The 24,653-nt window shown below is 61.2% G+C and carries 14 protein-coding genes and 2 tRNA genes; 9 read left to right on the top strand and 7 right to left on the bottom strand.

What is annotated here, in order from left to right:
* Positions 1-56: 56 nt before the first annotated feature.
* The 4 genes from DFR34_RS07270 to DFR34_RS07255 all read right to left on the bottom strand — a co-directional run bounded on the left by DFR34_RS07270 (position 57) and on the right by DFR34_RS07255 (position 4,671).
* Positions 57-1,454, bottom strand: a complete 1,398-nt coding sequence (locus tag DFR34_RS07270) for an amino acid permease (protein WP_110390499.1) — start codon at positions 1,452-1,454, stop codon at positions 57-59.
* A 374-nt stretch (positions 1,455-1,828) separates the two neighbouring features.
* Positions 1,829-3,895, bottom strand: a complete 2,067-nt coding sequence (ppk1, locus tag DFR34_RS07265) for a polyphosphate kinase 1 (RefSeq protein ID WP_110390498.1) — start codon at positions 3,893-3,895, stop codon at positions 1,829-1,831.
* A gap of 79 nt (positions 3,896-3,974) precedes the next feature.
* Entirely contained in the window at positions 3,975-4,247 is a 273-nt protein-coding gene (locus DFR34_RS07260; RefSeq protein ID WP_110390497.1) for an oxidative damage protection protein, read from the bottom strand.
* Between the two features lie 181 nt (positions 4,248-4,428).
* Positions 4,429-4,671, bottom strand: coding sequence for a helix-hairpin-helix domain-containing protein (locus tag DFR34_RS07255; RefSeq protein WP_110390496.1), 243 nt, complete (start codon positions 4,669-4,671; stop codon positions 4,429-4,431).
* Between the two features lie 662 nt (positions 4,672-5,333).
* Here DFR34_RS07255 and DFR34_RS07245 point away from each other — a divergent pair.
* On the top strand, positions 5,334-7,439 hold the full coding sequence (locus tag DFR34_RS07245) for a calcium-binding protein (RefSeq protein ID WP_110390494.1): 2,106 nt from the start codon (positions 5,334-5,336) through the stop codon (positions 7,437-7,439).
* 119 nt (positions 7,440-7,558) lie between these two features.
* Here the strand turns inward: DFR34_RS07245 and metE are convergent, their stop codons facing one another.
* On the bottom strand, positions 7,559-9,835 hold the full coding sequence (metE, locus tag DFR34_RS07240; protein ID WP_110390493.1) for a 5-methyltetrahydropteroyltriglutamate--homocysteine S-methyltransferase: 2,277 nt from the start codon (positions 9,833-9,835) through the stop codon (positions 7,559-7,561).
* 117 nt (positions 9,836-9,952) lie between these two features.
* Between metE and DFR34_RS07235 the strand changes: the two genes are divergently transcribed.
* The 3 genes from DFR34_RS07235 to DFR34_RS07225 all read left to right on the top strand — a co-directional run bounded on the left by DFR34_RS07235 (position 9,953) and on the right by DFR34_RS07225 (position 12,740).
* On the top strand, positions 9,953-10,882 hold the full coding sequence (locus tag DFR34_RS07235) for a LysR family transcriptional regulator (protein ID WP_110390492.1): 930 nt from the start codon (positions 9,953-9,955) through the stop codon (positions 10,880-10,882).
* A 125-nt stretch (positions 10,883-11,007) separates the two neighbouring features.
* A complete protein-coding gene (locus tag DFR34_RS07230) occupies positions 11,008-11,460 on the top strand; it encodes a CreA family protein (RefSeq protein ID WP_110390491.1) in 453 nt (150 codons plus the stop codon).
* Positions 11,461-11,783: 323 nt separating this feature from the next.
* The gene (locus tag DFR34_RS07225; RefSeq protein ID WP_110390490.1) at positions 11,784-12,740 is read left to right on the top strand and encodes an EamA family transporter; all 957 of its coding nucleotides are present in this window, start codon (positions 11,784-11,786) and stop codon (positions 12,738-12,740) included.
* Positions 12,741-12,945: 205 nt separating this feature from the next.
* On the opposite strand, the gene DFR34_RS07220 is transcribed toward DFR34_RS07225, so the two are convergent.
* Both DFR34_RS07220 and DFR34_RS07215 read right to left on the bottom strand, forming a co-directional pair.
* Positions 12,946-13,032 (bottom strand) — tRNA-Leu (locus DFR34_RS07220).
* 62 nt (positions 13,033-13,094) lie between these two features.
* Positions 13,095-13,181, bottom strand: a tRNA-Leu gene (locus DFR34_RS07215).
* A gap of 77 nt (positions 13,182-13,258) precedes the next feature.
* Between DFR34_RS07215 and rnr the strand changes: the two genes are divergently transcribed.
* The 5 genes from rnr (at position 13,259) to DFR34_RS07190 (ending at position 24,650) form a co-directional block, all read left to right on the top strand.
* Complete coding sequence (rnr, locus tag DFR34_RS07210; RefSeq protein WP_110390489.1) at positions 13,259-15,514, top strand: ribonuclease R; 2,256 nt, start codon at positions 13,259-13,261, stop codon at positions 15,512-15,514.
* Between the two features lie 496 nt (positions 15,515-16,010).
* Entirely contained in the window at positions 16,011-17,333 is a 1,323-nt protein-coding gene (locus tag DFR34_RS07205; protein ID WP_211309325.1) for a TRAFs-binding domain-containing protein, read from the top strand.
* A gap of 107 nt (positions 17,334-17,440) precedes the next feature.
* A complete protein-coding gene (gene cysM, locus DFR34_RS07200) occupies positions 17,441-18,343 on the top strand; it encodes a cysteine synthase CysM (RefSeq protein WP_110390487.1) in 903 nt (300 codons plus the stop codon).
* Positions 18,344-18,593: 250 nt separating this feature from the next.
* Positions 18,594-20,216, top strand: coding sequence for a methyl-accepting chemotaxis protein (locus DFR34_RS07195; protein ID WP_158281760.1), 1,623 nt, complete (start codon positions 18,594-18,596; stop codon positions 20,214-20,216).
* A 78-nt stretch (positions 20,217-20,294) separates the two neighbouring features.
* Complete coding sequence (locus DFR34_RS07190; RefSeq protein WP_110390485.1) at positions 20,295-24,650, top strand: EAL domain-containing protein; 4,356 nt, start codon at positions 20,295-20,297, stop codon at positions 24,648-24,650.
* Positions 24,651-24,653: the final 3 nt, after the last annotated feature.

Genomic DNA, 24,653 nt, shown 5'->3' with positions numbered 1-24,653 from the left:
GATACGCGTCGATAAAAAAGCCCGCAACTGCGGGCTTTTTCCTGAGCGGGGTGACTTTAGGCTTGCGACGCCGCTGGCGCCGTCGGCAAGCTCACCGGCTTGCGATGGTAGCCCAGTGCGTAATACAGCACGATCAGCAGCAGCAACCAGCCCGGCCCCACCAGCAAGGCAATGCGGGTATCCGGAAAATACGCCATCAGACCGACCACCAGCACCAGGAAGGCCAGGGCAATATACGAGCCATACGGGAAGAACGGCATGCGGCAGGCCAGCGCGGCCACTTCGCTGCTGGACAATGTCTGGCGGAACTTCAGCTGCGACAGCAGGATGATCACCCAGGTCCAGATGGCGCCAAAGGTGGAAATCGCCGTCAGCCAGGTGAATACCTCTTCCGGGGCCAGATAGTTGAGCAGTACGCCGCCCAGCAGCATCACCACTGAAATCAGCACAGCAGCATTGGGCACGCCGTTCTTGCCCACCTTGGCAAACATGGGCAGCGCCTGCTCTTGCTGCGCCAGGTTGTACAGCATGCGGCCGGTGCTGAAGATGCCGCTATTGCACGACGACAGTGCGGCGGTCAGCACCACAAAGTTGATCAGCCCGGCGGCGGCCGGAATGCCCATTTTTTCGAAGGTCATCACGAAGGGGCTGCCCTGCGCGCCGATTTCATTCCACGGGTAGATCGACATCACCACAAACAGCGCGCCGACATAAAAAATCAGAATGCGCCAGAACACCGAATCCACCGCGCGCGCCAGCGTCTTGCGCGGGTTTTTTGCTTCGCCAGCGGTCAGGCCGATCATCTCCACGCCCAGATAGGCAAACATCACCATTTGCATCGACATCAAAATGCCCTGCACGCCATTGGGCATAAAGCCGCCGTGCTGCCACAAATGGGCGATGCCTGTGGCCACGCCGCCATTGCCAAAGCCAAACAGAATCATGCCCAGGCTGGAGATAATCATCAGCACAATGGTGACGATCTTGATCAAGGCAAACCAAAATTCAAATTCCCCATAGGCCTTGACGGCAATGAAATTGACCGAGCCCATGATCACCAGCGCCGACAGCGCCCAGACCCAGGACGACACGCCCGGAAACCACACGCCCATATATACGCCCACGGCGGTGATTTCCGCCATGCAGGTGACAATCCACAAGAACCAGTAATTCCAGCCAGTCAGATAACCGGCCAGCGGGCCCAGATAGTTTTGAGCATAGCGGCTGAACGAGCCTGCCACCGGGTCGTGGATGGCCATTTCGCCCAGCGCACGCATGATCAAGAAAATGGCAAAGCCGCCCAAGGCATACGAAATCATGATGGCGGGCCCGGCCATCTGGATGGCCTTGGCCGAGCCCAGAAACAGACCCACACCGATGGCGGCGCCCAGCGCCATCAGATTGATATGCCTCTCCTCAAGACCGCGATGCAGATTTTGTTGTGAATCTTGCACGGGGTGTTTCCTCCTATATTGTGATGGCGCTCAGGCTGGATGGGCCTGGCGCCGTTTTTTGTGGCAGCAGATACGCTGTATCAGGCCGCGCGCCATGCCAGGGTGCGGCCGGGCGGGCGTGTTTCGCGCAGGAACTTCCCCTACGGAAGCGGCTAGTATAAGAATTTGCCCCGTGGGTTTTTCACCATACTTCAGCCAGAAATCGCAGGAATTTTCAGTTTTTCACTGCTTCTGGCGGGAATATCACAAGGGCATGGTGTGGGCGTGGCGGCAATGGCGCAGAGAGGCGGGCGTATCAACTGGTGACGCCAGCATGCAAAAGCCCGCACGGTGTGCCGTGCGGGCTTGGGCGGGGTAAATCAACGCAAAGGGGGTCAGCGTACCGTCGGGCTGCTGAGTTCTTCCAGCAAAATTGCCTGGGCGCTGCGCGGCTTGCCGCGTTGCGTCTTGCGCTTGTAGCTGCCGTCACCCTGCATTTCCCAGGCGTTGACGTTATCGAACAGATACGGGCGCAGGCCTTCTTTGATTACCCGGCGCTTGAGCTTGGTGTCGCGGATCGGCACGCAGGTTTCGATGCGGCGGAAGAAGTTGCGGCCCATCCAGTCGGCGCTGGCGATGTAAAGGTCTTCCTGGCGGTCGTTATAGAAGTAGAACACCCGTGGATGTTCCAGAAAACGGCCCACCACCGAGCGCACTTCGATATTGTCCGACAGCCCCGGCACGCCAGGGCGCAAGGCGCATACGCCACGGATGATCAGGCGGATTTTCACCCCGGCTTGCGAGGCCTCGTACAGCGCAGCGATGATTTGCGGCTCCAGCAGCGAGTTCATCTTGGCGATGATCGCCGCCGAGCGGCCGGCGCGGGCGTGTTCGGCTTCGCGGCTGATTGCCGCCAGCATGCCGCTGTGCAGCGAGAACGGCGATTGCAGCAGGTGCTTGAGCTCGCCCACCCGGCCCAGGCCGGTGATCTGCACAAAGATGTCGTTGACGTCGCTGGCGATTTCCTCGTTGCAGGTCATCAGGCCAAAGTCGGTGTACATGCGCGCGGTGCGCGGGTGGTAGTTGCCGGTGCCCAGATGCACATAGCGGCGCAGCTGGCCGTCTTCGCGGCGCACCACCATCAGCATCTTGGCGTGAATCTTGTAGCCGTACACGCCGTACACCACATGCGCGCCCGCATCTTCCAGGCGCGAGGCCCAGCCGATATTGGCTTCTTCGTCAAAGCGCGCCATCAGCTCGACCACCACAGTGACTTGCTTGCCGGCGCGCGCCGCCGCCAGCAGCGAATCCATCAGGGCGGACTCGGTGCCGGTGCGGTACACCGTCATCTTGATCGCCACCACTTGCGGGTCGGTGGCGGCGATGTTCAGCAGGTCAATCACTGGCTGGAACGACTGGTATGGATGGTGCAGCAGCACATCACCTTTGCGGATGGTGGCCAGCAGGTCGTTCTTTTTGGCCAGTGGCAGCGGCAGGCCGGGCACAAAGGGGCGGTATTTCAGGTCGGGGCGGTTCACCAGGTCGGGCACTTGCATCAGCCGCACCAGGTTGACCGGGCCTTCCACCCGATAGACGTCGGCTTTTTCCAGACCAAACTGGCCGAGCATGAATTCTTCCATGTGCTCGGGGCAGTTGTCGGCGATTTCCAGCCGCACCGCATCGCCGTACTGGCGATGGCGCAGCTCGCCTTGCAGGGCGGTGCGCAGGTTTTTCAGCTCGTCTTCTTCGACGGTCAGCTCGCTGTCGCGGGTCAGGCGGAACTGGTAAAAGCCCTTGATCGCCATGCCGGAGAACAGCTCGCCAATATGGGCGTGCAGCATCGACGACAGGAAGATAAAGCAGTTGGGCTTGCCGGCAATGTCTTCGGGCAGCTTGATGACGCGCGGCAGAATGCGCGGCGCCTGCACGATGGCAATGCCAGAGCTGCGGCCAAAGGCATCGCGGCCTTCCAGCTCGATGGCGAAGTTCAGGCTTTTGTTCAGCAAACGCGGGAAGGGGTGGGATGGATCCAGGCCGATGGGGGTGAGCACCGGCATCACTTCGCGCAGGAAGTATTGGTGAATCCATTCGTGCATCTCGGCGGTCCATTCGGCGCGGCGGACAAAGTGGATGCCTTCTTCGGCCAGCGCCGGGAACAGCACTTCGCGCATCAGCCAGTATTGGCGCTCCACCAGCCCATGCGCGGCCTGCGAGACCTTGGCCAGCGCCTGGCTGGGCAGCAGGCCGTCGGGCAGCGCCTGGCCGGGCGACAGCCGTTGCGCTTCTTTGAGCGAGGCGACGCGGACTTCGAAGAACTCGTCGAGGTTGGACGAGACAATGCAGAGAAACTTGAGCCGCTCCAGCAGCGGCACGCCGGTGTCTTCGGCTTGCGCCAGCACGCGGCGATTGAATTCAATCAGGCCCAGTTCTCGGTTCAGCAGCGGTAGTGGCGGTGTCGTCATACAGAAATGGTCGGTCAGAGAAAACGGCAGGGCCGGCAGACCGTCCGCCCGGCGCGGCGCCGGGCGGTCAGTGCGGGCGTCAGGCCTGGGGCGGCACGTAGCCCGTGGGCATTTCCGAACCCGAACCAAAGAAATGGTTTTGCATTTGCTGGGTCAGGTATTGCCGGGCGCGCGGGTCGGCCAGGTTGAGACGGTTTTCGTTGATCAGCATGGTTTGCAGCTTCAGCCACGCCTGCCAGGCTTCCTTGGAGACGGAGTCGTACAACTTTTTGCCCAGTTCGCCGGGCATCGGCGGCACATCCAGGCCCTCGGCTTCACGGCCAAGCTTGATACAGTTCACCATGCGGGTCATCGCAATTCCTTTTTGACAGTATACGGACAGCGCGCGCTGCCATGATGACGAAACGATGACAGCGTGCGTAAAAATACGACGGGCAAGCCCGCCGAGTCGCAACAGGCAGTTTTAAGCGAAATCGGCGCTTGGGGCAAGGTTTTCGCACGCAGTTGGGTGGCGATGGCGGTGGCTGGCGGGTTCAGGCGGTTTTGGCCTGGGCAATGCAGGCAGCCAGGGCCGCACGGGCTTGCGGGCTGTTGCGCCAGCAACTGCCGCCCACCAAGGTGGCCACACGTTGGGCGAGCACGTCGGCGTCTTCTGTCGCCAGTTGGGCAAAGCTGTGAATGCCCAGTTGCTCCAGACGCAGCACCACGGTGGGGCCAACGCCTTTGAGAGCCAGCAGGGCGGCGTGTTCATCGGCTGAAAAGTGCGGGCATGCCATGATGTAAACCCTCAAAGATGTTAAAAGCATCAATTTTACACCATGCGGAAAAATGCAAGAAGGCAAGCCGCGTTGCCCTCCGAGTGGCCAGCCGCCCTGAAACGCAACAGTGCATGCGAGCAAGCCGACATTGATCTGCCTGGGTGAGTCAAATAAAAACAATGGTTAGCGTCAAAAGCAAAACTCAGCATGGCAGCCCTGGCCAAGCATGCGACCACTGACAGCACAAGGATTATGGCAAGGTCACGCCGCAACGCCAGGTGCATTTTGTCTGCGATGCATAACATGATTTATATATATTAAATATAAGGTAATTGTAATAAGCCAACCCTGGTCTGAAATACTAATTTGATAGATTTAATCAAATGGCAACCAGTTATGTCGAATGTTGAGACAGGCTGCATTGGCGAGGCGATAACATATTGGAGGTGGTAAGTGTATTTACCTAATTAGCCGTATCAGTAGGAAGGTTTTAAGTATATTTACTGAGCGCCTTGTGATTTCTCCTAAGTAAAACTACGTGTGCGGCTTTGATTTTTATCAAGAAACAACAAGAAACGCGCTATGTACTGCGGAGATGGAATATCATAAAAAAACTCTGTGGTATCGACTTCTGATACTTAATAAGTGTTTGATATTCTCACGCTACAAGGAATAATCTCATGGCTACAACTAATGGCAATTTGATCACCTTTTCTGCTACTGACACCAATTACACGTTGACAGCGCCAGGCGCATTCAAGATTTTTGGCAATAATCTGACCAATAATATTAGCGGCAACAATGACGCTAATTTGATTTCTGGCGCTGATGGTGCAGATAGCCTGTTGGGCAATGGTGGCAATGACAGCCTGTATGGCGGGGATGGTGGCGATACGCTGAATGGTGGGACGGGCGCTGATTTTATGGCTGGTGGTTACGGCAACGACTCCTATGTGGTGGATGATGCCGGCGATGTGGTGGTGGAAAATGCCAATGAGGGCACAATGGATATTGTGTATACCTCGACGGTCAGCAACTATACCCTGCCTGGTGAGGTTGAATTTCTGACCCTGCAAGGCGCTGCCCATTTAAATGGCGTGGGCAATCAGTTGGGTAATCGCATGATTGGCAATACAGGCAATAATGTCTTGTCGGGCCTGGATGGTAATGATCAATTGTACGGTGGCCTGGGCAATGACACTTTGTATGGTGGCAATGGCAATGATATTCTGAACGGCCAGCAAAACGAAAATGAATTGCATGGCGGCGCCGGTAACGACACGTATTACATTACGGTTGGGCTGGATACTGTCTTTGAAAATGCCAATGAAGGCACTGATACCATTGTTGCAGATGCTAGCTTTACCTTGGCAGATAACTTTGAAAATCTGACTTTTTCAGGAAGCAGTAATGCCACTGGCCGTGGCAATGCCTTACGCAATACGCTGATTGGCAATGATGGTGATAATGTGCTTTATGGTGAGGCTGGCAATGACTCCCTGGATGGCCGTGGGGGTGCCAATACCTTGATTGGTGGTACGGGGGATGATATTTATACTATTCAGGGAGGGGTTGATATCATTATGGAATATTATTTGGAGGGTTACGATACGGTTTATTTTAGCTCTAATGGGTTTAGTTATATTTTGCCGTCAAATGTGGAGAGGCTAATCACAACTAAGGAAGGGTATCTCTGGGAAAATCTGGTAGGAAATGGTGCAGATAATTATATGGCTGTTGAGGGAGTAGCGAGCTTAGATGGTCAAGATGGTAATGATACAATCCAGATTAAAAATGTTAAGAAAACGCATGGCGGCAATGGCGATGATCATATCACTGTTCTAGATATGACAAAAGGGTTTTTTCCTGAGGTGTATGGAGATGCGGGGAATGATAAAATCATTTTTATGGCGAATTCAGGGACTGCGTATGGTGGAGAAGGTAATGATGTCATGGATTTTAGCCATGCCTTCACCGGGCACATGGAAGGTGGGAGTGGGGATGATGTCTATGTATTTGTTGGCAGTGAATACGACTACCAGAACCATTACATTGTTGAGCTGGCAAATGAGGGTGTAGACACTATTAAAACAGATATTTCATTTAGCTTGGACAGCAATAGCCCTGTTTCGGCGTTTGTTGGGGAAGGTTATTACGTCGAAAACCTCACCCTGGTTGGCTCCGGCAACATTGATGGCTATGGCAATGCACTCAACAACTATCTCTACGGCAACAGCGGCAACAACCTGCTGGAAGGCCGTGGCGGCAATGATTACCTGATTGGCTATGGTGGCAGTGACACCCTGCTGGGCGGTGATGGCAACGACACCTTGTCGGTCAACCACAGTCAGCCTGCGGGTGTCATCCTCAATTCGACGGGCGCTGTGCAGATGACCGGCGGCGCGGGTTTTGACATCTTCTGGATGCCGCGCGGCCTGGTGGGCGACCACACGACCGGCGTCAATCAGATCAGCATCACCGATTTTGTGCATGGTGTAGACAGAATCATGCTGAGCATTGGCCGCAGCAGCGCCACGCCAACCGTATTGAACACGCTGACAGCCAGTGCCGGCGATACCTTGGCCAGCCTGGTAAATCAGGCTGCTGCGGCTAACGCATCCAGCGCAGCGCCGGCATTGAGCACCTTCACCTTCTCTGGCGATACCTATCTGGTGTTTGACCAAAGCGCTGGCGCTAGCTTCAACGCCAGTGCTGATTTGGCTGTGAAAATTGTCGGTACACCTGTGCTGACACTCAGTGACTTTACCTACCAATCGCTGACCTAAGCGCCGCAGGGAGCGCATGCATGGATCCACGCATGCCCTTCCGTACATCGCTCAGCACAAGGGCCCACATGGTGTTAAACCATGTGGGCCCTTGGTGTTTTATCTGGCCAAACGATCGCTTACACCGTGGCCGCCAGCTGTGCGCGCAGTTGTCGCGTGGCCGTCAGCATATTGGTCAGCGCGGCTTCGGTTTCTGCCCAGTTGCGGGTTTTCAGGCCGCAGTCCGGGTTGACCCACAGCCGGCGCGCCGGGATCACCGCCAGCGCCTTGTTCAGCAGCTTGACCATCTCGGCGCTGTCCGGGATGCGCGGCGAATGGATGTCGTACACGCCGGGGCCGATTTCATTGGGGTAGGCAAATTCGGCAAAGGCGTCCAGAAGCTCCATGTCCGAGCGCGAGGTTTCGATGGTGATCACGTCGGCGTCCAGCGCGGCGATGGCTGGCAGGATGTCGTTGAACTCCGAATAACACATATGGGTGTGGATTTGCGTGGCGTCGTCCACCCCGGCGGCAGACAAGCGAAAGCTCTGGCCGGCCCAGTCCAGATACGCGTCCCAATCGGCGCGCTTGAGCGGCAGGCCTTCGCGGAAGGCCGGTTCGTCGATCTGGATCACCCGGATGCCGGCGTTTTCCAGATCCAGCACCTCGTCGCGGATGGCCAGGGCAATTTGCCGGCACACCTCGGCGCGGGCCAGGTCGTCACGCACAAACGACCATTGCAGAATGGTCACCGGGCCGGTGAGCATGCCCTTCATCGGCCGCTCGGTCAGCGACTGGGCAAACACCGACCAGGCCACCGTCATCGGCTGCGGACGCGACACATCGCCAAACAAGACCGGCGGCTTGACGCAGCGGCTGCCGTAGCTTTGCACCCAGCCGTGGCGGGTAAAGACAAAGCCGTCCAGCTGCTCACCAAAGTATTCCACCATATCATTGCGCTCGGCCTCGCCGTGCACCAGCACGTCCAGGCCCAAGGCTTCCTGCTTGCGCACCGCCAGGGTGATTTCTGCGCGCATGGCGGCGTCGTAGCTGGCGGCGTCCAGCTTGCCGGCGCGCCAGGCGGCGCGGGCGGCGCGGATGTCGGCGGTCTGCGGGAAAGAGCCAATCGTCGTGGTGGGCAGCAGCGGCAGCTGCAGCCAGTCATGCTGGGCGCGGGCACGTTGCGGGTAAGCGCTGCGGCGCTGGTCGTCGCCAGGGCGAATATCGGCCAGGCGCTGGCGCACCGCCGGGTTGACCACGCGCGGGCTGGTGCGGCGGCTGTTGTGGGCGTGGCGGCAGGCGGCCAGTTCGTTGGCGATGCTGTCGGCGCCGTGGTTCAGGCCGCGCGCCAGCAGTTTCAGCTCGTTGAGCTTTTGCACGGCAAAAGCCAGCCAGGTTTTGACTTCGGCGTCCAGCTCGGTTTCCTGCGCCAGATCCACCGGCACATGCAAGAGCGAGCACGACGGCGCCAGCCACAGCTGTTCGCCCCATTGCGCCGCCAGCGGGGCCAGTTGCGTCAACAGGGCGTTCAGGTCGGCGCGCCAGATATTGCGCCCGTCGATCACCCCCAGCGACAGCACCCGCTCACGCGGCCAGTCGGCGACAAAGCCGGCCAATTGCTCGGGCGCGCGCACCACGTCCAGATGCACGCCGGCCACCGGCAGGCGTTTGAGCAAGTCGCGCTGCGGCAGCACGCTGGCAAAATAGCTGGCCAGCAGCAGGCGCGGCGCTTGCGCGGCCAGTTGCGTATAGGCCGGCTGGTAGGCGGCCAGCCAGTCGGCCGGCAAATCCAGGCCCAGAATCGGCTCGTCGATCTGCACCCAGTCCACGCCGTGGATGCTCAGCGCGCTCAGCAGCTCGCCATAGGCGCTCAGCAGCGCCGGCAGCAGGCTCAGGCGGTCCACGCCGTCCTTGCTTTTGCCCAGCCACAGCAAGGACAGCGGCCCAAGCAGCACCGGCTTGGCGGCCAGGCCCAGCGCGCGCGCTTCGGCCAGCGGCTCCAGCAGCCAGCGCGGCTGGGCGGCAAAGGTGGTGTGGCGGTCAAATTCCGGGGCCAGATAGTGGTAATTGGTGTCAAACCACTTGGTCATTTCCATCGCCGGCTGGCTGGCGTTGCCGCGCGCCAGGGTGAATTGGTCGGCCAGGGTGGCCTGCGCCGGGTCGATGGCAAAGCGGCTGGGCAGTGCGCCCAGCAGAAACAGGGTGGACAGCACATGGTCGTAGCAGGCAAAGTCCCCCACCGGGATCCAGTCCAGCCCGGCGGCTTTTTGCGTCAGCCAGTGGCGCTGGCGCAGTGTGCGGGCGGTGTGCTCCAGCGTCTCCAGGCTGTCTTCGCCGCGCCAGTGGCGCTCCAGGGCGAATTTCAGTTCGCGCTGCGCGCCAATGCGCGGAAAGCCGAGGTTATGAATCTTGATCATTGTTTATCCTTTACGCCATGAACTAAATTTGAGTGGCGCTAGGATGCCGGAAGGTTGTTGTATGATACAAACTCATTATTTTGATGAATTCAATGAACAGAATTCATAGAGAACGCCATGGCGACTTCCCTGCTTGAACTGCGCCACTTGCGCACCCTGCTGGCGCTGGCCGAATGCGGCAATGTCTCGGCCGCCGCCCGCCGGCTGAATCTCACCCAGTCGGCGCTGTCGCACCAGCTGAAAACCCTGGAAAGCCACTACGGCTGCGCGCTGGTGGATCGCCGCCGCCAGCCGCTGGCGCTCACCGCCGCCGGCGAGCGGCTGCACACCCTGGCGCGCAGCGTGCTGGCGCAGGTGCAGCAGGCCGAACGCGAGCTGGCGCGCATTGCCCAGGGCGAGGCCGGCCAGCTGCGCATTGCCGTGGAATGCCACACCTGTTTTGACTGGCTGATGCCGGCGATGGACGATTTTCGTGGCCACTGGCCCGAGGTGGAGCTGGATATCGTGTCGGGCTTTCATGCCGACCCGGTGGGCCTGCTGCTCAGCCGCCGTGCCGACCTGGCGGTGGTGTCGGCGCCAGAAGACGAAGCCGCCGTGCGCTACCACCCGCTGTTTGGCTATGAAATGGTGGCCGTGCTGGCGCGCGACCATCCGCTGGCCGGCAAACCCTGGCTGAGCGCCGCCGACTTTGCCCGCGAAACCCTGATCACCTACCCGGTGCCAGACGACAAGCTGGATCTGGTCTGCCAGGTGCTGCGCCCGGCCGGCGTCAACCCGCCGCGCCGCACCACCGAGCTGACCGTGGCCATGGTGCAACTGGTGGCCAGCCGGCGCGGCGTGGCGGCGCTGCCGTTCTGGGCGGTCAAGCCTTATCTGGAGCGCGGCTATGTGCAGGCGTTGCCGATTGGCGAGCACGGCCTGCGCAGCGAGCTATACGCCGCCACCCGCGCCGACGACGCCGGGCTGGCTTATCTGGAAGATTTTTTGGTGACGGTGCGCGAGCTGAGTTTTGCCACCTTAGCCGGCATTCGTCCGCTGGCGGGTTAAGAGCGGCGAACAAAACCCACTGCGGCAAGACTTGCACTGTCCGCACATGTTTGGCCAGGCGCGCCGCGCGGAGTGTGGCCAGCCGCAGCGCCATGATTGATTCAATAAATTGAAGGAGAAACCCGATGCTGTTTCGTGCTGTTGTCGTGTGCGCCGCGCTGGCGCCCTTGATGGCCGCCGCCGAAGAAGTCGGCTGCGTCACTACTGCCTGGAAGCTGCTGGGAGCCAATCACCGGGTGTGCGTGTCGGCGTTTGACGACCCGAAAGTGCCCGGCGTGGCCTGCCACATCAGCCAGGCGCGCACTGGCGGCATCAAAGGCTCGCTGGGCGTGGCGGAAGACCCTTCGCAGTTTTCCATCGCCTGCCGCCAGATCGGCCCGATTACCTTGCCGGCCGACCTGCCCAAAGAAGAAACGGTGTTCAGTGAAGGCACTTCGCTGATCTTCAAGGAAACCCGCGTCAACCGGCTGTGGGATCCCAAACGACGCACCCTGGTGTATCTGGCCATCAGCCGTAAGGTGATTGAAGGCGCGCCGGCCAATAGCATTTCGTCGGTGCCGGTGATGCCCTGGCGTTGAGGATGTGCGTCAGACTGCGGGCTAAGAGTCGCTAACAAAACCCAGCGAAGCGTTCCTGGCTAGGCGTGTGACCGCAGACAGTACAAGCAGTACGACAAGGTCACACAACAACGCCAGGGGGTTTTGTTAGCGGCTCTAAGCGTGGCTCACAAAACCCCCTGGCTATGGTGACTGCCGACTCGCCAGGGCCGCTTGGCTGCATTCTGTGAGCGGCACCAATTAATAGCCCATGCAAATCAATCTACGCTGAATTCAAATTGTTCTGCTCATGATCTTGGCTAGCATGGCCCACATCATGATCTGAATACTTTGGAGTTGAGCGCATGTCGATTGACAGCCTGACCCTGCGCCTGGGCGCACGCTGGCCGCTGCCAGTATTGTCGCCGCGCACCCTGGCGGTGGCTGCCGGCTTTGCCATGCTGTACCTGAGCTGGGGCAGCACATTTCTGGCCAACCATCTGGCGCTGCAAGGTTTTCCGGCGCTGGTGCTGGCCGGCTTGCGCTTTTTGCTGGCCGGCATGTTGTTTGCCGTGCTGGCCGTTGCCCGTGCCGGCGGCGCGCGTCTGGGCTGGCATGATGCCCGGCTGGCGCTGATTGGCGGCGTGCTGATGCTGGCCATTGGCCAGGGCGCCATGGTGTATGGCGTGCAGCATCTACCTTCGGGCCTGGCGGCGCTGGTGTGCGCCAGCCTGCCGTTGTGGACGGTGATTTTGCAAGCCGTGCTGCCCGGCGAGCGCCGGCCCAGCCCGCTGGCGCTGTTTGGCCCGGGGGTGAGCATGGTGGGCATGGCGGCCTTGTTGGGCAGCCGCATGGACGTGCTGGCCGAGCCCGAGCGTCTGGGCGCGGTGGCGGTGCTGGCGTTGGCGCAGTTGGCCTGGGCGTGCGGCAGCTTTTTGTTTCGCCGCACCGGACGCGGCTACAGCCAGCTGTGGTGGGGCATGAGTGCGCAGATGCTGCTGGCTGGCGTGGTGTTGCTGGCGGCGGCGGCGATTTGCGGCCAGTGGCAGGCGTTTGCCTGGCGTGAAGTCAGCACCGATAGCGCCTTGGCGCTGGCCTATCTGGTGGGAGTGGTGACTGCGCTGACCTATCCAGTGTATTTTTGGCTGCTTAAAGTCAGCACGCCGGCCAAGGTATCCACCTTTGCTTTTGTCGCACCGGTGGTGGCGTTGACGCTGGGTTGCCTGGTGCTGGGCGAAACCGTCAGTACCGCCATGTTGGGCGCGGCGGCATTGATTGTGGCGGGGGTGGTGGCGCTGACGCTGGGCCAGCGCGGCGGATGAGCTTCGGGGTAACGCAAAAAAACGGACTGGGCAGGCGCCGCAGTCCGTTTTTTTTATTGCTTGGCCACTGAGGCGGTGGATTTGGGGATGATATTCCACCTGGTGGACAGCATGTATCGGCGGATTAATCGTGGCCTGAAGTGACTTGTTGTCTGCGTCAGACAAAGAAAAAGCCCCTCAGCAGTGCTGAGGGGCTTTTTGCGGATGGTGCCCAGGAGAAGACTCGAACTTCCACAGTGTTGCCACCGCTAGGACCTGAACCTAGTGCGTCTACCAATTCCGCCACCTGGGCAAAAACTTCTCGGATTGTTGCTGAAAACCAGTTAAACTACTGCTGGTTTCCTTTGAAACCTTTGGTGCCCAGGAGAAGACTCGAACTTCCACAGTGTTGCCACCGCTAGGACCTGAACCTAGTGCGTCTACCAATTCCGCCACCTGGGCACATCGCGCTGTGCTGTTTTGCTTTCAGTGCAGCGCTGAATGAGTTGTGCATTATAAGCCCTTTTTTGAGACTGTCAATGGTTAGCAAGCAAAAAAAACAAAAAAACTTTTCCCTGCGCGAGCAGGACCCGTATTTGGCCCGTGAACGGGAGAAATACGACCACCCGCTGCCCAGCCGGGAGTTCATCCTGCAACAGCTGGAAAACGAAGGCGCGCCGATGTTTCCCGACGAGCTGGCCGCGCTGCTGGACATCCAGACCGACGAGATGAGCTTTTTTGTCCGCCGCTTGCGCGCCATGGAGCGCGAAGGGCAGGTGATGATCAACCGCAAGGGCGCGGTGTGCGTGGTCGATAAGCTCGACCTGAAAACCGGGCGCATCATCGGCCACAAGGACGGCTTTGGTTTTATCAAGCCGGACGACGGCAGCGCCGACCTGTTTGTCGGCGAGCGTGAAATGCATAAAGTGCTGCATGGCGACCGGGTGATGTTCCGTCAATCAGGCCTGGATCGGCGCGGTCGGCCAGAAGCCTCCATCATCGAAGTGATCGAGCGGGTCAATCAATCGGTGGTGGCGCGGCTGTATTGCGAGCGCGGAGTCTGGTTTGCCGTGCCGGAAGACCGCCGTCTGAACCAGGATATTCTGATTGAGCCCGACGGCCACGCCGACGGCGAGCATGGCCAGGTGGTGATGGTCGAGCTGGTGGAACAACCCAGCCGCCACAAGCAGCCGATGGGCCGAGTGATTCAGGTGCTGGGCAATTACGCCGACGCCGGCATGGAAATCGAAATCGCCCTGCGCAAGCACGACCTGCCGCATGAATTCTCTGAAGGCGCGCTGGAACAAGCCCGCCACACTCCGAAGAAAGTCCGCAAAAAAGACCTCACCGCCGACCGCCGCGACCTGCGCGACCTGCCGCTGGTGACCATCGACGGCGAAACCGCGCGCGACTTTGACGACGCGGTGTATTGCGAGCCGCAGGGCAAGGGTTTCCGTCTGGTGGTGGCGATTGCCGACGTCAGCCATTATGTGCAGCCTGGCGACGCGCTGGACCTCACCTCGATCGAGCGCGGCAATTCGGTGTATTTTCCGCGTCGGGTGATCCCGATGCTGCCCGAGGCGCTGTCCAACGGCATTTGCTCGTTGAACCCGGAAGTCGAGCGCCTGTGCATGGTGTGCGACATGAACATCAACAACCGTGGCGAGATTCGCGGCTACACCTTCTACCCGGCGGTGATGCTGTCCAAGGCGCGGCTGACCTACAATCAGGTGTGGGACTGGCTGCAACACGGCAGCGAACACCCGATGCTGCCGCATGTGCAAAACCTGTATGCGCTGTTCAAGGTGCTGCTGGCCTCCCGCAACCGTCGCGGCGCCATCGACTTTGAAACCACCGAAACGCAGATGCTGTTCAACGAACAGGGCAAAATCGAGCGCATTGTGCCGGTCACCCGCAACGACGCGCATCGGCTGATCGAAGAATGCATGCTGGCCGCCAACGTCTGCTCGGCGGATTTCCTGCTCAAGCACACCCATCCTTGCCTGTATCGCGTGCACGAAGGCCCCACCCCGGAGAAACTGGAAGTCCTGCACGGCTTTCTGCAACTGGCCGGCCTGACCCTGCCCGGCGGCGATGCGCCGACCGCCAAGGACTACGCCAAGCTGATGGACAAGATCAAGCCGCGCCCGGACGCCGCCGTGCTGCAAACCATGCTGCTGCGCAGCCTGCAACAGGCGATGTACAGCCCGGACAACGTGGGCCACTTTGGCCTGGCGTATGAGGCTTACACCCACTTCACCTCGCCGATTCGCCGGTATCCGGATTTGCTGGTGCACCGCGCCATCAAGGCCATCCTGCAGGGCGGCCAGTACACCCCGCCGCAAACCTGGGCGGCGTTGGGCGAAAACTGTTCGATGACCGAACGCCGCGCCGACGACGCCACCCGCGATGTGGACGCCTGGCTGAAGTGCTACTTCATGCGCGACAAGGTGGGCGAAGTGTTCACCGGCAAGATCAGCGCCGTCACCAGCTTTGGCGTGTTTGTGCTGCTGGACGACGTGCACATCGAAGGCCTGCTGCATATCTCTGAGCTGGGCAAGGATTACTTCCACTTCGACATGCAGCGCCAGGCGATTGTCGGCGAAAAGAGCGGCATGACCTTCAAGCTGGGCGATGCGCTGGCGGTGAAAGTGGTGCGCGCCGACCTGGAAAGCGCCAAGATCGACTTTGTGCTCAGCGCCCTGCCCAAGGCCAAGCCGCAAGACGCCGCCGAACCGGCCCCGCGCAAAAGGCGCAGCAGCAAGAAACCCGCCGAGGGCAACGACGCAGCCTGATGCGGCGCCACCGCGCGAGATCAACATGGCGGCCTGCGGGCCGCTGTGTTTTTTTACGCTGAGCGTGGCTGTGTGGATATGCTGAAGATTGTTCTTTTCGCGCTGGAATGAATTCAGTGTTTTGATTTTAATAGATTTTTATTTTATAGAACACGGTTTTCCTGAATCAATCAGTGCATCTTTTTTGATAGTTTTTTGCTATTGAAAAAGTAGAATCAATTCATTTTATCCATGCCAAGCCCCGGCCTATACTGGCTTCATCAGGCCCACGCACCCCGCGCCGGCCACCCACCCGGAGGCTGCCATGCTCACCACATTCACCCACTGGCTGGACGCCTGGCTGGCCGATGACGCCTGCCAGGACATGCTGGCCAACTGGTTTTATCTGCAATAGCGGTGCTGGCCAAACGCGGCAGGCTGGGGTGCCGCGCTGTGCGCCATCGACAAAGCCGCGCCATGCTGTCAGGATAAGTGATCCCCCAGCCGAGCGCCGATCATGACCCCACTTTGCTTTGTGTTGATGCCGTTTGGCAAAAAACCCACCTCCGATGGCCGGCTGGTGGATTTTGACGCGGTGTACCGTCAGTTGATCCATCCGGCCATCTGCGCCGCTGGCCTGCAAGCGCTGCGCGCCGATGAAGAGCAGGTGGGCGGGGTGATTCACAAGGCGATGTTCGAGCGCTTGATTCTGTGCGAATTTGCCGTGGCCGACTTGACCAGCGCCAACGCCAATGTGTTTTACGAACTGGGCCTGCGCCATGCCGTGCGCCCGCACGCCACCCAGCTGTTGTTTGCCCAGGGCTGGGGCCAGTTGCCGTTTGACGTGAACCTGCTGCGCGCATTGCCCTATACCCTGGACGCCAGCGGCGCGCCCGACCCGGCTGCGCTGGCCGGTGAAGTGGCGGCGCTCAGCCAAAAACTGCGCGACGCGCGCCATGCAGAGGCCGATAGCCCGGTGTATCAGCTGCTGGAGGGCTTTCCGGATATTGCCCGGCTGAAAACCGATGTGTTCCGCGAGCGGGTGGATTACGCCGAAACGCTGAAAACCGCGCTGGCCCAAGCCCGCGCCAGCCGTCAGCTGGCCGCGATTGACCAGGTCGCCGCCCAGCTGGGTGACGTGGCGCGGGCCGACGCGGGCGTGGTGGTGGATGTGTTGCTGTCCTACCGGGCGCTGAGCGCCTGGGCGCAGATGGTGGACTGGGTAGGCAAGATGTCGCCGCCCTTGCGCGCCAGCTCCCTGGTGCGCGAGCAGTTGGGCCTGGCGCTGAACCGCGCTGGCCGCAGTGAGGAGGCCGAGCAGGTATTGCTGGATGTGATCCAGCAGCGCGGCGCCAGCAGCGAAACCTGCGGCATTCTGGGTCGGGTGTACAAAGACCGCTGGCTGGCGCGGCTGGGGGAAGGTCGGGCAATCGAGGCCGCTGGTGTACTCAGGAAAGCGATTGCCGAATACCTGCGCGGCTTTGAGGCCGACTGGCGCGATGCCTACCCCGGCATCAACGTGGTGACGCTGATGGAAATGCAAGAGACGCCCGACCCGCGCCAGGCCGAGCTATTGCCGGTGGTGCGCTACGCGGTGGCGCGGCGCATGGCCAGCGGCCAGCCGGATTACTGGGATTACGCCACCCAATTGGAGCTGGCGGTGCTGGCACGCGATATCATCGGCGCGCAAACCGCGCTGGCGGATGCGCTGGCCCGACGGCGCGAGCCTTGGGAGGGGGACACCACGGCCAAAAATTTACAGTTCATCATTGATGCCCGGCACCCGCGTGGTGAAGATTGCGGGTGGATGCATGCGCTGGTGGCGGCGCTGCGCGCCTGAGCCCGGCGTTCTAACCATATAGAAAACCATTCTGTGCTTGCTCCGCGCCACGGCGGCGGCCAGGGCTATAATCCGCTGAACTCTTTTTCAGTTTCAGGAAGCCGCCGATGTCCATCCCCCCGACTTTTCACACCCTCGAAGACTTTGTCGGCCACACCCCGCTGGTGCGGCTCAAGCGCATGGCGCGCGGGCGCAATAATGTGGTGCTGGTCAAGCTGGAAGGCAATAATCCCGGCGGCTCGGTAAAAGACCGCCCGGCCTTGTCGATGATTCGCCGCGCCGAGGCGCGCGGCGACATCCGCCCCGGCGACACGCTGATTGAGCCGACCAGCGGCAACACCGGCATCGGCTTGGCCATGGCGGCGGCGATGCTGGGCTATCGCATGGTGTTGGTGATGCCGGAAAACTCCAGCGCCGAACGGGTGGCCACCATGAAGGCCTATGGCGCCGAAGTGGTGCTCACCCCGGCCTCGGCGTCGATGCCGGGCGCGATTGACGAGGCGCGCCGGCGGATTGCAGCCGGCGAAGGGCGCTTTCTGGATCAATTTGGCAACCCGGACAACCCACAGGCGCACTTTGACAGCACCGGCCCGGAAATCTGGACAGACACGGCCGGCACCATCACCCATTTTGTCTCCAGCATGGGCACCACCGGCACCATCATGGGCACCTCGCGCTATCTGAAAAGCCAGAACCCGGCCATCCAGATTGTTGGCGTGCAGCCAGAGCCGGGCAGCCAGATTCCCGGCATCCGCAAGTGGGAGCCGGAATACCTGCCGAAGATTTGTGATTTTTCCCGTATCGACCGCCTGGAGTTGATCAGCCAGGCCGAGGCGGAAGACACCGTGCGCCGGCTGGCGCGCGAAGAGGGCATTCTGGCCGGGCCATCGTCTGGCGGCGCGCTGGCGGTGGCGCTGAAATTGTCCGAACAGCTGGAAAACGCGGTGATTGTGTCGATTGTCTGCGACCGTGGCGACCGTTATTTGTCCACCGGCTTGTTTCCTGACTGAGCTTCCCGTCTGAATCGAGCATGCCTGCCAAGGCCGCTTGCCGTATCCCGGTGGGCGGCCTTTGTTGTGTCTGTCGGCAATTGTGCGGTGGCCTCACTATGATTCAGGCATGAGTTCAGGATTTTTTTGTGCAGCCCGTGTAAGGTGGGTCAGTGCTGAGGCGACCAAAAGGACATACGCCGCCATCGCCTGACCCGGCGCGCTGTGTTCGCTCCCGATTCTTGACGATTGCTTTATGCAGGAGAATGTCTTGTTACGCCAACTCACCATCGGCCCGCGCCTGGGCGCCGGCTTTGCCGTGCTGGTCATGCTGATGGCGCTGATTGCCGGCGCTGCCACCCTTGCCATCAATGCCATGCAGGCTGGCGCGCGTCAGATTGTCGGGCGCGATCTGGTCAAAACCGAACTGGCGCATACGGTGATGGAAACCGCTGCCGCCAATGCCATGAAGCTGGTGCGGCTGGTGGCCGCGCCCAGTCAGGAGGCGCGCATTCCTCTGTACAAAGATATCGACGCCAACAAGGCAGTGCTGGACAAGGCGCTGGCCCAGTTGCTGCCGCTGGCCGACAGCCCGCAGGAAACCACGCTGCTGGAGCAGGTTAAAGCTCAGGGTCAGGCGTATAACCAGATTTTTGTCGATGCGGCGGATTTGCTGGAAGGCGATGAACGGGCCGAAGCGCAAAAACTACTGGAAACCCGCACCCTGCCGGCGCTGGATAGCCTGGTTGCGACCAGCCGTCAGGTGGTGGAGCTGGAAACCCACCGGGCCGAGCAGGGTGCGCAGGACGCCGATGCCCGCTCACAGCAGGCCAAGCAAGCCATGCTGGCGCTGGGCGGCGCTTCGCTGCTGATCAGCGTGCTGCTGGCCTGGCGCATCACCCGCAGCATTGTGCGGCCCTTGCATGAAGCCGGTGCAGCAGTGGAGCGGGTGGCCGCCGGGGATTTGCGCACCCCCTTGCAGGCAGAGGGGCGGGACGAGCCTGCCCTGTTGCTGCGCGGGGTGGCGCGCATGCAGGGCAGCCTGCGCGAGATGATTGGCGCCGTCAATGCTGGCGCGGCGCAGGTGGGTGAATCGGCCGATACCCTGGCGCGTGCTGCTGAACAAATTGCCCAGCGCTCACAGGCGCAGGATCGTATGGCCAGCACCATTGCCACGGCGGTGGAGGCACTGAATCAGCAGGCTCACAGTGTGGCCGACACTGCCCAGCATACCCGCAGCCTGGCCGAAGAGGCCGTGGCGCTGGCCGAACATGGCCGTGGGCTGGTGGGCGATGCTGCCCGCGATGTGGGGCGCTTGTCCGATGCAGTGGCGGCCTCGGCCCGCGAGGTCAATGCTGTGCAGCAACGCTCGGACAGTATTGCCGGCAGCGTGGACACCATTCGTGAACTATCCGACCAGACCAACCTCCTGGCGCTGAACGCCGCGATTGAGGCGGCCCGTGCCGGCGAGCAGGGGCGCGGCTTTGCCGTGGTGGCCGACGAGGTGCGCGCGCTGGCCACCCGCGCCACCCAGTCCACACATGAGATTCACCAGATGATCGACGCCATGCGCCAGCAAACCCGTGCTGCCGTTCAGGGGATGGACGCCGGGGTGGGCGAGGTGCGCCAGGGGGTGGCGCAGGTGGAGAGCATTGTCGAGCCGCTGGCTACGCTCAGCCAGCGCTCGCGCGCCTCGTTTGAGTCCATGGAACAACTGGCCCATGCTGCCGAGCAGCAGTCCGGGGCAGCGCAGGACATCCTGCGCCATTCGCGCGATATTGCCGTGCTGGCCAGTGAAAATCATGGGCTGGTGCGCGATGCGGTCAGCACCAGTCAGGCTCTGACCGAAGCCGCCAGCCGCATGCGTCAGGCCATGGCGCAGTTCAGCTGTTGAAGGGCCGGACATTTTTTGCGGTCCCCTTGCTGACAGGCGGTGAATTTTATCGCGGAACACAGTATATTGGTTTGCAATATGCTTAATTTCTCTCGCATGATCCGCATTGCCTTGTCCTTGTGGCTGTGCACGCTGTGCTGGCTGGCTACTGCGGCCGAACCGGTGCGTATTGGCGTACTGGCCTATCGCCCCAAGGCACAAACCCTGGCGCAATGGCAACCGCTGGCGCAGGCGCTCAAGCAGGCGATTCCCGAGCGGGATTTTCGCGTGGAAGCCTATAGTTTTCCCGAGCTGGAAGCGGCCGTCGCGCGCAAGCAGGTAGACTTTGTCCTGACCAATCCCGGGCATTTCGTGCTGATCAGCCACCAGCAAAAATTGTCTGCCCCGCTGGCCACCCTGGTGAACGATGTACATGGCACACCCAGCGCCAGCTTTGGCGGGGTGGTGTTCTCGTTGCGCGGGCGCGGGTTGGATACGCCCGAGCGCCTGCATGGCAAAACGGTGGCCTTTACCAGCACGATGTCGCTGGGCGGCTATCAGATGCAGGCGCTGGCCTTGCGCGAGGCCGGGCTGGATCTCAAGCGTGACACCCTGTGGCTGACCACCGGGGCGCCGCACGACAAGGTGGTGCAGGCTGTGCTTAGCGGCCGTGCCGATGCCGGCCTGGTGCGCACGGGCTTGCTGGAAGAGCTGGCTGGTGAAGGCCGGCTGCGGCTGGAAGACATCGAGGTGATGCATCTGCCTGATACCCCCGATGGCCAGTTGCCCTGGCTGACCACCACCGAGCTGTATCCGGAATGGCCATTTGTTGCGCTGGCCGGTGTGGACGCGGCACTGGCCAAACGGGTGGCGGTGGCGCTGCTGCAATTGCCACACGATGCCCCGCTGACCCGTGCCATGGGGATTCATGGCTTCACCATTCCTGCCGACTACGGCAGCATTGAGCACCTGCTGCTGACCTTGCGCATGCCGCCGTTTGATCGCGGCCCTGCCTTTACCCTGAGCGACATCTGGGCACGTTATGCCTTGTCTGTGGTGCTGGGGGCGCTGGGGCTGCTGGTGATTGCCGGTTTGCTGTTTCGCCTGTGGTTGACCAATCGCTCGCTGGCGATTGAGCGCCAGCGTGTGCTGATGCACAGCCAGGCGCTGCGCGACAGCGAGTTTCGCTGGCAATGCGCGCTGGAAGGCACTGGCGACGGCATGTGGGACTGGGATTTGCAGGATAATCGGGTGGAGTACTCGCGTGGCTGGCTGGACATGCTGGGCTACGCCCCCGGCGAGTTGCCCGCCCATTACCAAGCCTGGCTGGATCTGCTGCATCCGCAAGACCGTACTGCTGCACTGGCCGGGCTTGCCGCCTATCTGGATGGCCACCATGGCCACTACCAGCTGGAGTTCCGCCTGCGCAGCAAGCAGGGTGACTACAAATGGATACTGAGCCGGGGCATGGTGGTCAGCCGTGGCCCAGATGACCAACCACTGCGCATGATCGGCACCCATACCGACATCAGCGAGCGCCATCTGGCCGAACGCCACGAGCAGTTCCGCAGCCGGGTGCTGGATTTGCTGGCACGCGGCGAGCCGCTGCCGGCCTTGCTGATGACGGTGGTGCACGAAGTCGAGCAGATGCACCCGGCCATGCTGTGCAGCATCCTGCTGCTCAATTCGCAAACCGGCTGTCTGGGCCAGGGCATTGCTCCCAGCTTGCCGGCATTTTACAACGCCGCAGTGGAAGGTCTGAAAATCGGCCCTGATGTGGGCAGCTGCGGCGCAGCGGCCCATCGCGGCCAGCGTGTGGTGGTGGCTGATATCGCCCACCATCCCAACTGGGCGCCTTATGCCGAGCTGGCCTGTCAGGCCGGGCTGGCCGCCTGCTGGTCGCAGCCCATCCTGTCGGCTGATGGCCAGGTGCTGGGCACTTTTGCCATCTATCATCGCCAGCCACATACCCCGACCGCCGCCGATATTGTGCTGATCGAACAATGCGCACGGCTGATCAGCCTGGCCATTGAGCGTCGTCAGGCTGAGGCGCAGCTGGCCGAGAGCGAAACGCGCTATCGCAGCCTGATCGAGCTGGCACATGAAGGCATTGTGGTGGTGCAGGATGGACGCATCTGCTACTGCAATCCCACCATGGAACACATGGCCAATGCTGGCCCTGCCGGCCTGTATGGCCAGGGTTTTCTCGCCCTGGTGCATGCCGATGACCAGCGCCAGGTGGCCCGCCAGCTGCATCCCCTGCCCGGCAGCAGTGGTCATGGGGTGCCGCGCTGTCAGTTTCGCCTGGGCAATGGCGAATCGCCGCGCTGGATCGAGATGAGCAGCACGCCCATCAATTGGCAGGGCCGACCGGCCATGCTCAATTCGCTCAGCGACATCAGCGAGCGCCGGCGCACCGAGCAACAGCTGCAACTGGCTGCCAGCGTATTTGTGCATGCCCGCGAAGGCATCATGATTACCGACGCCGAAGGCAATATCATTGACGTCAACGACACCTTTACCCGGATAACTGGCTACAGCCGTGACGAGGCCTTGGGGCAAAACCCGCGCATGCTGCGTTCTGGTCGCCACGACCGCGAGTTTTACGCCGCCATGTGGCGCAGCCTGCTGGACAAGGGCCATTGGTATGGCGAAATCTGGAATCAGCGCAAAAATGGCGAGATCTTCGCTGAAATGCAGACCATCAGCGCAGTGTGCGACGAAGATGGCCATACCCGCCACTATGTGGCGCTGTTCTCTGACATCACCCTGATCAAGGCGCACGAGCAGCAGCTGGAGCATATTGCCCATTACGATGCGCTGACCGGCCTGCCCAACCGCGTGCTGCTGGCCGATCGCCTGCAACAGGCCATGAGCCAGACGCAGCGGCGCAGCCAGCGCCTGGCTGTGGTGTATCTGGATCTGGACGGCTTCAAGGCCATCAATGACCGCCATGGCCACGATATTGGCGACCAATTGCTGATGCAGCTGGCGCGGCGCATGCGCGACACCCTGCGCGACAGCGATACCCTGGCGCGGCTGGGCGGTGACGAGTTTGTTGCCGTGCTGATGGATCTGGACGACACCCAGGCCAGCGCGCCAGCACTGACCCGCCTGCTGGCCGCTGCCGCCCAGCCGGTGATGCTGGGCAACCAGCCACTGCAAGTGTCTGCCAGCCTGGGGGTGACGTTTTACCCGCAGGAAGGCGAGGTGGACGCCGACCAACTGATGCGTCAGGCCGACCAGGCCATGTACCAGGCCAAGCTGGCCGGCAAAAACCGCTATCACCTGTTTGATGCTGCCCACGATCACCACATCAAGGGGCAGCACGAAAGCCTGGATCGCATCCGCCGGGCGCTGCAAGCGGGTGAATTCGTGCTGCACTACCAGCCCAAGGTGAACATGCGCCGGGGCGAAGTGATTGGCGCCGAAGCCCTGTTGCGCTGGCAGCATCCAGACAAGGGCCTGCTGCCCCCCGCCGCCTTCCTGCCGCTGGTGGATGCCCACCCGCTGGCGGTAGACCTGGGTGAATGGGTGATCGACCAGGCGTTGACGCAAATGAGCCTGTGGCAGGCACAGGGCCTGATCCTGCCGGTCAGCGTCAATATTGGCGCCCGCCAGTTACAGCAAGCCCGGTTTGTCAGTCGACTGCGCGAAATTCTGGACAGCCACGCCGAGGTGGATCCTGAGCATCTTGAGCTGGAAATCCTGGAAACCAGCGCGCTGGAAGACCTGGCCGAAGTGGCCCAGGTGATTGCTGCCTGCCGCGCCATGGGCGTCAAGTTTGCCCTGGACGATTTTGGCACCGGCTATTCCTCGCTGACCTACCTTAAGCACCTGCAAGTGGCTCGATTGAAGATCGACCAGAGCTTTGTGCGTGACATGCTGGACGATCCAGACGATCTGGCCATTCTCAGTGGCGTGATCGGCCTGGCGGCGGCTTTCCGCCGCGATGTGATCGCCGAAGGCGTGGAAACCGCCGAACACGGCGCCATGCTGTTGCAACTGGGCTGTGAAGAAGCCCAGGGTTATGGCATTGCCCGGCCCATGCCGGCCAGCAAGCTGCCCGCCTGGGCCGCCCACTGGCAGGGTGACCCCAACTGGCGCAATTTGCCGGCACTGAACCGTGATGACCTGCCCTTGCTGTTTGCCCGCACCGAGCTGCGCGCCTGGATGACCGCCGTGACCCTGTATCTGCGCGGCGAGCGCGCCAGCGCGCCCACCCTGGATGAGGCGCACAGCCGGTTTGCCCACTGGCTGGCGAACGAAGGCGCACGTCGGCATGGCGCCGAGCCCCTGTTCATTCACCTTTGCGAGGTCCACGCCGAGCTGCATGCCTTCGGCCGTCAGCTGTGCCAAGCCAGCGCGCAGCCGGCGCCTGGCGAACTGGGGCAACTGCATCAGCGGGGCGAGGTGGTGCTGGCCACCCTGCGCCAGCTGGCGCGCAATGTATAGCCG

The organism is Rivihabitans pingtungensis (assembly GCF_003201855.1).
GTDB classification, from domain to species: domain Bacteria; phylum Pseudomonadota; class Gammaproteobacteria; order Burkholderiales; family Aquaspirillaceae; genus Rivihabitans; species Rivihabitans pingtungensis.
This window is presented reverse-complemented; position numbering and strand designations above follow the sequence as displayed.